Origin of the sequence: Streptomyces sp. NPDC090108 (assembly GCF_044747185.1) — a bacterium.
Lineage (GTDB): Bacteria > Actinomycetota > Actinomycetes > Streptomycetales > Streptomycetaceae > Streptomyces.
The window spans coordinates 645722-660828 of sequence record NZ_JBIVDQ010000002.1; the positions used below are offsets into that span (position 1 = coordinate 645722).

Consider the following 15107-nt stretch of genomic DNA (forward strand, 5'->3'; position numbering starts at 1 on the left):
ATGGACAAGAACATCACGTTCGACCCCGACCCGGTCTTCGAGCTGGGCAACGCCTGGATCACCTTCGGCGATGTACTCGACGAGCAGCTGGCTCAGATGGCCGGCGCCCAGTTCGACCTGGTCAACGGCGCGTGGATGGGCGAGGCGGCGAACTCCATGTCGTTCGCCTTCGACAGCAGCTACGTCGCGGCGGACGGCAACCTTGTCGGAGGCGGCCTGCGGCCGCTCGTCGCGCAGGTCGTCGAGAGCTGCTGGGACCTCGGCGAGTCGATCAACTACTTCGCCATGCTGCGGGCCGAGCAGGCGGCGTCCGAGAGCAAGATGTCCCTGGCCATGGTGCTCGCCGCGATCATCGGCGGGATCTTCGGCCTCTTCAGCATGTTCATCGGCGAGATCGTCGGACTCATCGGAGACGCGCTGGAGGCGCTCATAGCGGCGCTGGGCGCGGTCGCGAGGACCATCGGTGAGGCGATCAGCCAGCTCACCAGGATCGTCCCCGAGGTCGAGGGCCTGATCGGCGACATCGCCGAGGCGGTCGCGCCGATGACCCAGGGCATCGCGGACATCACGACGGGCATCGCCACCGTGGGCGCCAGGGCGGCCACCGTCGTGGTCGACGGGGCCGCGGGCGCCAAGAACCTCCTGGACGCCAACGCGTGGCTCCGGTATCCCGTCATGACGACGGTGTACGGCGGTGACTTCGTCGGGTCGAGCGCCGCCACGACCGCGGTGACGGACGCGATCCTGGGCACGCACACCGACTGGTCCCACTGGTCGCCGGTCCCGACCACCGGAGAGGGATGGGAGGAGTTCGTCGTCGGCGGCATCATGATGCTGCCCCTCATCGGAGCCGGCGGAGCACTGAAGGCGGGCTTCGGGAAGTACCGGACGTGGCGGGACGGCGGGGCCGAGGTCAACACCCCCGATGTCAGGATCGGAGGCGCGTCGGACGTCACCCCGCCGGCACTCGGTTCCAAGGGGAGGGTCGGGACCGGGGCCACACCGCCCCGTCCCTCCTCCCCGCCGCGCACCATCACCAGCGGGTCGGCGACGGTCAAGCCGACGGTCGACGGTCCCACCAACTCCCGCAGCGTGGTGCGCACCGGGCCCGGCGGGGGAACGGTGCGCACCCCCGTGGACGTCACCGGCGTCCGCACGAAGCCGGCCGCCGCGGAGCCGATGAGGACCTCCTCGCCCCCGGTGACCAGGGTGCAGGACCGGACCTCGCACGCGGCCCCCGTGACGGACGCCGGCGCCCCGCCGGCCCGAACCGGATCGGCGCGGGGCACCGACCGGCCGCAGGTGAGCACACCGCACGACGGTCTGTCCCCTGCGGACCGGCCGGCGTCGACGCCACGCCCCTCGGACGAGCGGCCCGTGCTGTCGGGCCGTCCCGGATCCACGGCTCCCGACGAGGTGACGCGTCGCCAGGCGGGACCGGACAGCGAGCCCGTCCGGCCGGTCGACGGAACGGATGCCACGGCGAACCGGGTGCCGCAGTCGCGCCCCGGGACACGGGACGGGCAACCCGGCTCCGAGCGCGCGCAGTCGGGGACGCCCCGGCAGGACCCCACTGCCCCGCGCCGTGACGAAGGCACCCTGCCCGGCACCGCCACGCCCCGGACGACGACGGGAGAGAACGCCGCGCCCCGGACGCCGACCGGAGAGAACGGGGCGTCGCGGAGGGCACCTGAGGACGGCACCCCGGCGGACCGCGTCCGGACACAGGAGGGGACCGACGGCGTCCGTACCTCCTCCCGCCCCGTCACCGACCCGGCCACCGCGGGCACCCCGCCCCGCCGCAGCGCGCCCCGTGACGGCGACACGTCGGCCCGGGTCCCCGGTGACGACGTACCAGCGGCGCCGTACCGCACGTCACCGTCGGACACCGTGTCCAGGACCTCGGGTCCGTCGTCCTCCCGCGCGGGGGCAGGCTCAGGGCAGCTCCGGTCCCTCACGCCCGCTGAGGGCCGTGAGCCGCTGCCGGACCGGTCCGCGCGGGCGGGCCGTTCGGGCGGTGTGGACGCGGCGGAAGGTGTCACGCGTCCGGCAGACGCTCCTGCTCGGCCGTTGCGGGGCGAGGACCGGCCCGCCTCCACCTCGCGCTCCGAGCGCTCCGAGGCCGAGCACGCAAGCACCGTACCGCCGAGCCGGAGCGACATGGCGGCAGGCGGCAGGAACGGCGAGCGGCCCGTCCCGGGAGAGCGCGCGTCCGCCGGATCGTCGTCGGCCCGCCCTGTGACGCCCGCCGAACCGGCCGAGGGGACGCGTCGCCCGACCGGTACGGGGGAACCGGAACCCGGACCGCGGGGCGCCGGACCCGGGCGGAACCCCGAGGTTCCCGACCCGGCGGAGAACCGGCCGGCGGAACGGCGCGGTGACACCGGGACGGCTCCCGCCGCCCGTTCTTCCGCGCCGCGGCGGACTGCCGAGCCTGACGGCTCCCCCGAGCCGCAGCGGCGTTCCGCGGTCCCGGCCGGCAGGACCACCCTCACCCCGGAACCCGTCGGCCGTACCTCCGAGTCCGCGGCCCGGGCGGTCGCGGACCAGGACACCGGCTCCGGCGGCACCTCGCGCCGTCCGGCGCCCTCCGACCAGGCCTCCCCGCGCCCGGGGTCCGCTCGCGACGCGGCGCCGGCCGACGAGACGACCGCGGCGCCGACGCACGGACAGGACCGTCCGGCGGACGCGGACCGGGACTCTTCGCCCGCCGCCCCGGTCCAGGATCCGGCCGCGGCCGGATCCCGCCCGCCCGGAAGCGAAGACGTGCCGTACTCATTCGTCCTCGACCGGCAGGCGGGGCGCGAGGGACTGTTCCGAAATTGGAAGGACGCGCTGCACTCCGGCGCCCGGGCGCGTCTGCAGAAGGAGGAAGACGCGTTCCACCAGCGGGTGAACGCCCTCCGCACGGCCTGGGACACCTACCGTCAGTTCCGTGACGACCCGGCGGAGAACTCCTTCCTGCCCGACGGGGAGATGATCGCGGACCTGGAGGCCGTGGCCCGGGAAGCCGGCGTACCCGAGCGTCTTCTGGGCTCGGTGGCGGACACCGTGCGCGACGCGGTCAAGGAACACTGGGACGACGTGACCCGGGCACTGGCGTCGACCCTGGAGCCACGCCTGCACGAGGTGAACGAGCCCGTGCTGCCGGGGGACCGGCTGGACCGGGTGACCCAGCGTCTGGAGCCGGTGCTGCGCGACGCCGCGCCCGGCGTGTCGGCGCGGGACCTCGCGGCCCGGGCACTGGAACTGAACGAACGCTTCGAACCGGAGGGCTGGGCGCGCAAGGCCGGTGTGTCCGACGAGTACGTCGCGGAAGCGGCGCACGCCTACTACCTGACCAGGTTCCAGGAGATCCGGGAGAGCGGCAAGGACCTGAAGGGGCTGACCGTGATGGAGCGGGTGGCCGAGATGCTGGCCGAGCCGCCGTCGGTGGCCCGGCTGGCCGAAACGATCGGCGACCGGGTCGACCAGGGCGGCCGCGGCCCGCTGGCGAGGACCGTGGCCGAGACGATGGTCCGGGAGGACGCCCGCTACCGGACCCCGCAGCCGCGTCCCTGGCGCGAGGGCGCGGCGGAGCGGTTCGCCGCCCAGGACGCGTCGCTGCGCGAGGCGTACCAGCGCGGCGAGATGAACAAGCGGACCTTCGAACGTCGGCTCGGCGCGCTGGAGAAGTCGCTGCCGCAGCGGTACCGCCTGGAGGCCGAGGTCCTCGTGACGCGGCAGCGGATGGAGGAGGACTTCGACCGGGCCCTGTCGGATGTGGAGGCACGCCCGACCGCGGCCCGGCTCTACGGCCGCGACGGACTCTTCGGCGGCGGCGACGGCCGGCACGGCCGCTGGATGATGTCCCCGGCCGACGAGGCGAAGGTGCGAGCCGACTTCCTCGCCGAGACCGTCGAGGAGGTCCAGGGCATCGCCCGGCGGCACGGCATAGCCGAACCGACGCGGAAGGTGGGCCGCAAGGCGGACCGCCCGGCGGCCTGGTCGGCTTTCCGTCGTGACGTCCGGAAGTGGTACGAATCGCGCAGGGACGGCCTCCAGACGCACCTCGAACTGGCCGAGCAGGCGACCCGTCAGCTCGACTGGATGGCCGACTCCCGCGGGCTGGACCGGTCGTCCAAGGAATGGCAGTCGCTGCGCGACGACTTCCTGGCCGAGCACACCGAGGCCACCAGGGCCCTCCCCGGCGGGAGCGTCGTGCGGACGCTCCCCGTCGACCAGGCCCTGGCGGGGATACGCCGGTTCGACTCGCGGCTGACGGAGCTGGAGGAGCGCTGGGAGGGCCGCCTCGACGCCAAGGTGGCAGAGGACTCCCTGATCGCCGACGCCCGGCAGGAGCAGAGCCGTCTCCACGACGTGTTCACCCGGGACACCGGACGCGAGGAGACGGAGGAGTGGGGCGTCCCTGACCTGGACGAGAGGGTACTCGCGGACCACCTCGCGGACTTCCGCAAGGAGGGACCGCGGTTGCTCGACGGCCGCTCCCCGAAGGATCTGTCCCGTGCGGACTGGGACGCCTATATCACCGACCTGGCCGACGTCCACGTGACGCTGATGAAGCGGATGCCGGGCAGGTACGACCTGCACGTCGGCCTGGAGCATGCGGCCCGCGCGGCGGACGAGACCCCGATGTGGAACGCCCTGCGGCCGGATCACGCCACCGAGGCGGAAGTGGCCCGGGTCCGCGCCGACTTCCGCTCCGCGATGGCCGACGCCTACCGCCGGCACGTGGGGATGCCGGATGAGGGTGTCTGGGCGGCCGGTGAGCTGGACGCGCGGGAGGCGGCGTACCGGCGCGAGAGCTTCGCGCCCTACGCCGACTCGCTGGTGGACCGTCTCCAGTACGAGGCGGACCTGAGCCGCGCACTGAGCGACGGCGCCGACGACTTCCACACCCTGACCGTCAAGGTGGACGACGCGGCCGGGACGGGCGGCCGGCGCCGCGACATGAGCGAGGGCGCCTTCAAGACGGTGTCCGGCGAGTTCCGGGACGACCTCGCCGGGCTGCACCACATGGTGTACGGCCCCGCGGACCGCGATCTGGCGGGCTGGCTGAGCCGTGAGCGCGAGGACGGCGACGTCTTCGGGACCCGGCTGCGGGAGAACGGGGACCGCGCCCGGGCCGAGGCCGACGCAGCCGGGCAATCGGCGGACGCCGAGGCACGGCGGACGCACCTCGGCGCGCTGTTCCGGAACATGCAGCAGCGCACGCGTACCTCCCAGCACATCCGACAGCAACTGCAGGAGCGCGCGCAGTCGTTCCGCGACCCGCGGGTCCAGTCGTACGTACGGGACGCCACGGACATCGACGGCCTGTTCCTCCAGGAGTTCCGCCAGGCCGGCGACGGCGTCGCCCGGGAGCTGGCGGTGGCACGGGCCGGCTTCCGCCTGCGCTGGCTCACCGACACCGCCCGGCACGAGGACGCGGCGTACCGGTGGTGGGAGAGCGATCCGCTGGCCGGGCCGCGCCCGCGGACCAACCTGCCCGTGCCCCCCTGGCGCCGGGCCGAGGCGCCGGTGCCGGGCCTCGCGCCACAGCCGGTGCAGGACACCGCCACCGTCTCCGTTCCCGGCCGGCGACTGCGCGGGGCCCTCGTCGGCCTGCGCCCGCAGATGGAGCTCCGCGCCGACGCGTACCGCGAGTTCCAGCGGCGGCTCGCCCACCGCCAGGACCGTGACGAGCTGACCACCGCCCAGTGGAGCGAGCCCGTCGAGACGGTCCGCGACTGGTTCGCCGACCGGTGGACGCAGCGGCCGCCCGTCGTCCCGGAGGATCTGGAGACGGAACTCCAGCAGCGGCTGGACCGTGCCGGCGCCGTGATCCGGGCCAAGGACGTCTTCAGGCGTGAGGTCGAGACGGCCGGCCTCGCCGATTCCACGCCCGGCTTCGGCCACGGCGAGGCGGTCAGGGCCCTGCGGGACCGGTTCGTCCAGGAGATCGGCGCCCTTCCCCCCGCGCCGGGAGCACGGACCGACGCGTCCGCCCCAGGGGCGGTCGACGCGCTGGTGGAGCGCTACCGGGAGAGCTACCGGCAGGCCGCGGAAACGTCGCGGCAGCTCGTGGAGAGGCAGCGGCTCGAACGGCGGGCGGCCGAAGCGTTCGACGAAGCCCTCCTCGTGCGGACGCCGCAGACCGGCGTGACGAGCCTGGCCCGTCCGGGCGCCCATGTTCCCGGCGCGGGGTCGTGGTACGACCGGCAGATCGAGGAGATGCGGCAGCGGTACGTACAGGACCACGTCGCCGGCCGCACCGGCCAGGACGGCGCCGAATCCCTGGTCCGCCTGAACGCGAGCACCCAGGCGCGGGCGCGGTCGCTGGCAGACCGGGCCGCGCGCATGGACGGCACACTCCGGCGGATCGACGAGCTGGTCGGGAACCGCCCGGCTGTCGCCTGGTCCAGGCGGCTGACCACCTGGTACGAGCGGGAGCAGCGCCGGATCGCCCACGCTTTCGCGGACGGTCTCTCCGAGGTGACGCCCGACGGCCTTCCGCGGGCCCTGACCGGCCTGGAGTCCCTGCTCGACGACCTGTCACGGGTCGCCCAGGACAGGCATGCCGCGGAGCAGGAGTTCGACCGGGTGCTGGCCGACGACGGCATCAGCCCGGTCGACCTGACGTCGCAACTGGCGGCGGCCTGGGCCGACGAGCGTATCCGCCGGCTCCGGGAGGAGCACGTCCAGGCCTATCTGGAGCAGAGGGCGGACCGGTACGGCGAGCGGGAGCCGGCCGAGGCACCCGCCCCGGCATCCGGCTCCGTGAGGTCCGACGGCCGGCGAGAACCCGCTGCGCTCGCCGGGGACGACCTGATCGGGGTGGTGCGTCCTTCGGATCCGGCGTCCGGAGCGGACGAGGAGCCGGGCGCGGGTGTGGGCCGCGGTGGTCCGGAGCGCGATCCGGACCTCGTGGCGGCGGTACGGCGCATGCTGGACAGGGCCGGACACCGCGGCGTTTCCGCGGATCAGGAGACGGTGGCCCGCTGGCACGAGCGGCTTCCCCGGCACTGGCTGGGGCCTGTGCCGCGCCCGCTGCGGGAGCGTGCGGGCCGCGTCGCCCAGCTCATCGTCAACGCGGCGAGTCCGCGGCCAGGGTTGCTGGGCGGTGCGTCCGGCAACCCGTACAGCGTCGTTCTGGAGGAACGCGCCGGCCTTGTGGAACACGTGGGCTTCGAGGAGCGCCTCGGCGTTGATGAACGCCCCGGCTTCGATGAACGCCTCGGCAGCAAGGAGGAGCGCCCCGGTTTCGAGGGTCCGAAGGCCGGTCCTGTCGTCGACGCCCTGGCGAGGGCCGCCGGGGTCCACCAGGGCGACGGTTCCGCGGACCCCTGGGCCACGAGCCGTGTCCGGCAGTACGTCCGCACGCTCGGCGAGACCTTCGGCCCCACGGTCGTGGCCTCCCCCGCCTGCAACGGCCTCCTCGGACAGCTCCACAAACTCGACACACTGCGCTGGAACACCGGCCCCGACGGCCGGCCGGCCACCCACTCCGCCCCCCGCATGAGCGCCGGCCTGCTGCGGACCGTCACCCGGGACGTGCTGGGGCTGCCCGAGGACACCGCTCAGACTCCCGGGCACTGGACCCGAGTGCTGGACATGGTGGCCACCGCCCACGACCGGACGCCCTGGGCCCGGGTCGAGGACCTCGGCGTCGACCGGCCGCCACCACCCAGGCCACGGGTCCACTTCGAGGACGGCACCACGCCCAGGCGGCCGGACCGTGCCTCCTTCGTGCAACTGCCGAACACCACCGCCGAATCCATCCTGAACATCCACCGCAGGCCCCGCGTCGACCGCGAGATGCAGCCACCGCCCCCCTTCGGGCGAAGGGTGACCTTCGAGGACGGCTCGCGCCTCCCGGCCTACATCACCGGCGACGGCACCGAGTCCGGCATGTCGGGCACGTACGGCACCGGCGTCGTCCGGCTGCGGGGCATCGAGCAGGTCGCGGACGAGATCATCGAACGCGCAGGACTGTCGGGCCCCGCGGCCAAGGACCGGGCGAAGGCGAGGGCCGAGGCCCTGGACGACCTGCGCGGCGCGCTGCGCGACACACCCGGGGTCTTCCACGGCGACGGCTACCGCGGCCCCACCTTCCTGGACGACCGGGGCTGGGCGCGCCGGCTGAGGGTCGTCACGCGGCCCCACGACGAGTGGGAACGGATCCCCGACGGCCACGGCTCGCCGTCCAAGTTCGACAACGCGCAGCGCAGCCAGGTGACCACCGGAGCGAACACCCAGCAGAGGAACACCCTGCGCATCGCCCCGGCGGCCTCGCTGGGACCCGCCGGCGGCTACGCCAGGCTCGGCGTGGGCGTCGGCTACAGCCGCACGTACGACTACGTGATGCAGAACCAGACGCTCAGCCAGGTCGAGACCAGGATGAGCGACACGTCCCACCTGTACCTGGACGACGTGCAGTACGAGGTCCACCTGGAGGGTTACCCGTACGGTCGCAGCGCCTGGGAAGGCCATGCCCCCGGGGAGTCGCACTTCACCTTCGGTGTGCGCAACGGCCTGGCCGTACGCCTGTCGGAGGGTGAGACCGTACCGGGCCCGGCGGGCCGGATGCCCCTGGAGATGGACGTCGACCCGGACGTGAGCTACCGCCTGGTGCACACCGAGGGGTTCGGCCCGGTGGACAGGATCAGGCAGTGGGCGCTGGACCGTCTGGGACGGTCGGCGGGGCGGCTCGGCACCTCGGCGCACGACGAGGTCTCGGAGTTCTTCACCACGGAGAACTTCCACCGTATGGCCGGCAGGCTCGCGCAAGGGCCCGTCACCACACGCCAGCTGGCTGCGGACGACTGGAACAGGAAGCCGCTCGGCGCCTTCGTCGTGGACCGGGTCGTCCCCGGCAGGGCCACACTCCTGACGGAGACGACCGCCGCCGAGATCCGCGCGACCATCCAGGCGACGATCAGGAACGAGCGGATCCTCGGCAAGACCTACAGCCAGGAGATCAGCGCCACCTTGGGGCCCGGTTCCGGTCTGCCGGATCTGTTCGGGCTCGCGGCCGGCCTGCGTGCGGTGGCCGGCTGGGTGTTCCGCTACGGGCGCTCGACCGAGCACGGATCGGCCTTCGGCGGATCGGGCAGCCGGAAGATCGCCGGGCGGGCCAAGAAGGTTCCCACGGGCCTGTATCTCGTGCAGAAGACCGTCCACGTCCGCCTGACCGGAGACCGGGAGACCACGTCGTTCGACACGTGGAGCCTCGATCGCATGACGGCGACCGAAGCGCGCCGCCTCGCGGGCTGGGACGACGGTACGGCCCTGGACTCGCGCAAGGCCAACGAGCCGTCCGCGCCCGTCTACCTGACCGGAGACGAACCGGTCGTCCTCGCCATGAGCAGGCCCGAGGCCTTCCTCCACGACGACCCGGCTCCGCGGGCCGAGGACGCGTCCCTGGAGAGCGGGCCGCGCGGGGCGACGCTGGAGGAGTTCACGGAGCGGGTCCTGCGGGCGGCAGCCGAGAAGTATCCCGGTATGGTCGCCCCGTTCGAGGACTTCGGGGATGCGAAGGACCCCCGCTGGCGAGGGTACGAGCACTACCGGACGGCGCTCCAGAACACCCTGGAGGTCATCCAGGCGCTCAGCCCCGACAGCATGCTCCGCGGCAACCTGAAGACCGTGGTCACCACAGGTCTGCCCATCCAGCTCGTCGTGCCGGGCCGTCTCCACCGCGCGCACCGCTACATCTGGATCAAGGGTCGGCCGCTCACCGACGCACGGTACGAGGGCACCCAGAACGACGTGCTCGTGCGTACCGGTTCACATGGCACCGACCGTCTGGACGGGACGCAGAACGTCGTCCAGGCGGTCGAGAACGGTGTGGTCGGGCGGGTGCAGATCGCCGACGCCAGGCACGACCTCCTGGGCCGGCCGGAGAACCTCGGACTCGTGCAGGCGGGCCCCCGCTGGGGCAGTCAGAGGGGCGGGAGGACCGGATACGGCTCGACCACGTCGTTCGAGTCCCTGTCCGTGAGCACGTCGCCCTCCCATCTGTACAGCTTCAAGGTGGAGTTGTCCGCGTCCACGGGCGGCTACCGCAGGTTCAGGCAACTGGTGCGCGGAGCGCTGTCGTTCGGTCTGCTCGCCACCCGGTTCTTCCTGTCACGGGAGCCCGAGGAGGAGCTGGCCGGTGCACGGGTCAGCGGACGCGTGCTGCTGTCCGTGCCGTCCGAGCACGCCCAGCTGACCGATCCGCACGCCGTCGTCCCGGACGGCCCGCGCCACACCGAGTCGGACCTGACGCCCTCCGAGGCGGAGGCCCTGGCGACGGGCGGCCCGGACGGCGCACAGGCGCAGGAGGGCAACCCGTTCGGGAACCTCCCGTACTACGTGATGAGCGTGGGCGCCCACCAGGAACTGCTCGACGGGGTCGAGCAGGTGATGGACACGGTGTCCCACGGCAACTGGCAGTTCACACAGAAGGGAGCCCCCGCCCACTCGGCGATGACGCGACCGTTCTCGTCGGCGTACCTCGACGCCGGCTTCGACCAGACGTCGGGGCCGGCGGGAACCCGCGTCAACGGCCTCTTCGGGCTCGGCCCGTACCTCAACCGGCTCGGCACGCTCGTGCACCGCACCGGCGTCGGCAACCTCAGGGCCTGGTCCAAGCCGGTCAAGATCGACACGGAGCACACCCTCGGTGCGGACACCACGGTCTCCGGTGCGCACGCCACCACCCATACCTTCACCTTCGGGCTGACGGGCTACGCCGGGCACACGCACGAGACCACTCCCACGGTGGAGGGCCGGTACGGCTTCGCCGCCGGTATCAGCCGCGGCAGAACCCTCGCGAAGTCCGTCAGCCGCTCCGTCACCGTCGAACTGAACCCTGCGGACGCCGCCCCCAAGGTTCTGGTGGTCGGCGACTCGCGGCACGACATCGCCGGTACCGTGCGCGGCGACGGCCTCCTCGCACCGCTGCACGCCCTCGCCACCCGGACGCGCAGCCTCTGGGCGGGCAAGCGCTTCACGTTCGCCTCCGACTGGTGGGGGCACGTCTCGGAGAAGGTGGCCCACCGCCTCGGCCTGATCCGGGACGGGATGGGTGAGGTTCCGCGCTACACGGCGCACGCGTGGCGTCAGCCGGAGTGGCTGCGCGCCGGCCAGTTCGGCTCCTACCCGGTGGGCACCCTGGACGCGACGAAGGTCCTGTCCGAGTTCGACGGGATCCTGCGCGACCTCGGCGCGGACGACTCGAGCCGCGACCGGGTGTGGAGCATGGGCACCCCGCGGTCCCTGCGCGCCCTGCGGGAGCAGATGACGTCGGGCGGGGCGGCGTCACGCACCCGCGTCGGCAGGTACGGCCGGGGCCGGGTCACGGTCCTGGGGCGGAGCCTGGAATACCGGGCCGAACTCAGCGCGGCCGAGCCGGTGTTCGACGGCCTCGGGCACAGTACGGTCATCACCGACGGCCGGATCGCCGCCGAGAGCACCGAGACCGTGCGGTCCGACAGCCGCTCCAAGACGTTCGGCCCCATGGCCGGCGACCTCGTGCGCACCGGCGACGAGCTGGCCAACGCCGCCGGACCCTCCTACTCGGAGCAGGGCTCCACCAGTCAGCAGGTCCAGTCGGTGGACTCGCACGCGCGCATGCGCAGCACGTTCTTCACCGCGGACGAGCCGTACGCCGAGTACCTGACCCGGTACACGATGAGGCTGACACTCACCCTGCACGACGGGACGACGGCCACGGCCGAGGGGCCGGTCGGAGAGCTCAGGGACCAGGTCCCGCTGAGCCTCAGCGAGCCCGCGCCGACGGTCGCCGCGGACGGCGCGGTCGCCACGGACGAGGCCGTCACTGCCGCGGACCGCGACGACGCCGGCGACGGCACGGCCGGCACCGCGCAGCCCGCCTCCCACCGTGCGATCACGCCGGACCCGTTGGGAACGGCCGCGGTTCCCCCTCCCGAAGCCGAGGTCCACGTCTGGGACCCGGTGGACGTCACCGCGCAGAACATGGAGAAGTGGCGTGCGACGGCGCGTCCCGACGGCCGGTCCACGCCGTTCACCCTGCCCGACGCGGGTTTCCACGTGCGTCAGGTGGTGGGTCTCGACAACGTGCGCACCGCGGCGGACATCGCTGTCGCCAAGGCGTACGGCACGCCGCTCGGCGAGGGGCTCACCCCCGGATCCCGCCTGCGGGGAGACCGGCTCACAGCCCTTGTGAAGGAGATCCGCGAAGCCGGCCCGGCCCGCCCCGGCACGCAACCCGCTGCCGGAGCGCAGGACGTCGCGCTCGGCAGCGACCTCCCGTCCGGAGTCCGCCTGCGGGGAGACCGGCTCGTGTCCACGGCGCGGAAGGCCCGCGAGTCCGGGCTCACCAGCCCCGGCACGGAGTCGGCCCTCGCCCTCCACGACGGCACCGCCGCCGCCCATCTCGCGGCGTTCTTCTCCGACTCCACGCAGCCGGAGGGTTATCAGGTCGCCGGCCTGTTCGAGGACACCTTCGTGGGCGGGGCCGAGGGCGACTACCGTCTCTACTCCCGGCCCGACGTCGGCGCGGCGACCCTCCTGACGGTCGCCCCCAGCGCCGCCATGGAGAGCGCCGAGCGCAGCACCGGTGCCCACGGATCGTCCGTGGGACGCGGCGGAGGACAGCAGCCGGTCTTCGGCGGCGGTCCCGGTGTGGTCGGCAACGAGGAGACAGGGCGTGTCCTGCCGGGGCTGCGGAACGCCGACGTGGGCACGTCGGAGACCGACACCCGACGACAGGGCCGTACCGAAGCGGGTCAGATCACGCTCAGGCCGGCGGCCGGGCGCGCGTTCCTGTTCGCCGTCCCGACGACGTGGCTGGGCGTCGCGGACGTCCACCGCACCATCAAGGACAGCCGTTTCGGCGCGTGGGTACGCAAGGGCTTCGGCCCCTTCGGCCTCGCGCCGGGCCGGCAGGCCGTGGAGACCGAGGCGCACGTCATCGCCTGGGTGCGCGAGGACGTGGCCCGCGAGCTCGGCCTGGTCACGGACGAGAACTTCCCCGAGGCCGTGGCGGACGGCTGGGACAAGGTCAAGAACGCGGCCGACGCCTGGGTGGCCGCGGACAACGCGTACTGGACGACCCGGCGCGGCATGCCCGACCTGCGCGCCGCGCATCGGGAGGCGCGGGCCGGACTCCGCGACGCCAAGGGCGAGCTGACCCGGGCCCGGCGGCACGGTGACGCGGAGGCCGAGGCGCGAGCCCGGTCCCGGGTCAAGGACGCCACCCGGGCGATGACCAGGGCCGCCAAGGCCCAGCGCACGGAGTGGGAGGCGCTCGGCAAGGAGCTGGCGGACGCCGAGAAGGCCGCCGCCGACCTGAGCCGCGTGCGCACCGAGGCGGACCGGCTGACCCGCTACCACCGCCTGACGGCCGAGGAGCGTCAGGGCGTGGCCGAGCCGCCGGAGGTGTCCTGGACGCCGGCCCCCCTCGCGGCCGACACCTCGGCGCCCGCCGAGCGGTGGACGACCGCGCCCGTTGAGGACGACGGTCACGTGGTCCTCACCACCCCCGACGGCACGCGCACGTACGAACTGCGGGACGTGCCCCGGGACGGCGACGCGTTCTTCCGCTCCTTCGCCGACGCCCTCACACACGTCGACCAGTACCGTCTCGGCCAGTTCGTCGAGGCCGACACCGCCGAAGACACCGGCCGCGCGGTGCGGGCCCTGCTCAGCGAGTACCTGACGGACCCGGACAACGCCGACCTGCTGGCGTTCGTCGCGCCCGACACCAAGGACGTCTTCGGCCCGGAGGAGCTGGCGGAGGCGGGCGTCCGGTACCCCGAAGGCTCGACCGGGCAGCGCGAGTTCGACGCGACCGGTCACATCCCGCTGCACGCTCTGCTGCCCGACGAGGCCCGCGCCGCGCTCGCTGCCGCCCAACTGCGCAGGTCCGGCGACGCCGACGGGGAGTCCGGCTGGAACCACGGCGCGGCCGACGTGCTGCCCGCGCTCGCCGCGCGCGCCTTCGGCGTGAAGGTGACCGTGGTGCGCGACGGCGGCTCGTCCGCCGACTTCGTGCCGCCCGGGGCGAGGAGGACGGGCGAGGACCTGCCGCACGTCGTGCTCTACCTGGCGGACGAGCACTACCAGGCCGCTCTGACGGGCGCCCCGCACGAGGGCAAGGGCAAGGGCAGGGCCCGGGACTTCATGGAGCCCCCTTCCCGGCCGGCTCCTCCCGTGCCTGTGGCGGACGACGAGCACGGTCCGGTGACCGAGGCCGTGCCGCCGGCCGAGGATCCGCAGCCGGACCCTGTCGTGACAGATCCGCAGCCGGACTCCGTTGTGAGGGATCCGGAGCCGGACTCTGCCGTCGTGGCGCCGCCCCGGGATCCGCAGTCAGACTCCACCGTCGTGAGGGATCCGCAGTCGGACACCGCCGTGCAGGGCGCCCCACCGCTGTCCGCGCCGGAGCCGGAGATCCTTCGACAGCTCCGCGAGGAGGAGCTGTCGGTGGCCCCGCCAGGGGATGTCGCCCGTGGCGAGGCGGAGCCGGCGGGTTCGGCCGGTCGGGACCGGGTCACCGAGGGCGCCCCCGCGTTGCAGCCTCGGCCGGAGCCGGAGCCGGAGCCGGAGCCGGAGCCGGAGCCGGAGCCGGAGCCTGCGCCCGCCTCCCTCCTTGCCGCGCCCTCCCTCGCCGAGCCCCTTGTCGCCGGCCCTCCCGTCGCCGGTACCTCCCGGGTGTCCGCCCCCGCGCCGCGGTCCACACGCGCCGAAGCGGCCGGCGACGGAGTCATGGCCGACCCCTCGGTGCTGCCCCACGCCCTCCGGTGGTTCGGCGGCGACCCGATGGCGCCGGAGGCGGACGCGCAGGACACGGCGCTCCTGACCGAGGTGTACGACCGCATCCTGCGCGAGTACTTCGGCGAAACGGTCGCCGAGCACGCCTTCCTGGCGCTGGTCCGCCTGGACGTCCTTCGGCAAGCCGATCCCGGGCTGCGCGAGGCACCTCTGGATCTGGACGTGCTCGCTCGCCGGATCCTGCTCCTGGACGACACCGCGGCGGTCTCGTCCCGGGAGCGGGAGACGGTCCTGCGGTTGATGGACGAGGTCGGTCCACAGGCTCGCGGCCTGGCCGAACTGACCGCTCACCACCTCGTACAGCTGGGTGTGCTGACGCCGCA

1 protein-coding gene (cut by a window edge) is annotated in these 15107 nt (G+C 73.6%); it reads left to right on the plus strand.

Going from position 1 to position 15107, the window contains the following annotated elements:
- Positions 1-15107: the 5' portion of a lonely Cys domain-containing protein gene (locus tag ACIPRD_RS08055; protein ID WP_401561071.1), read on the plus strand. The gene runs 16843 nt beyond the window's last position; the window shows 15107 of its 31950 coding nt (coding positions 1-15107); its start codon is at positions 1-3; its stop codon lies off the right edge, out of view.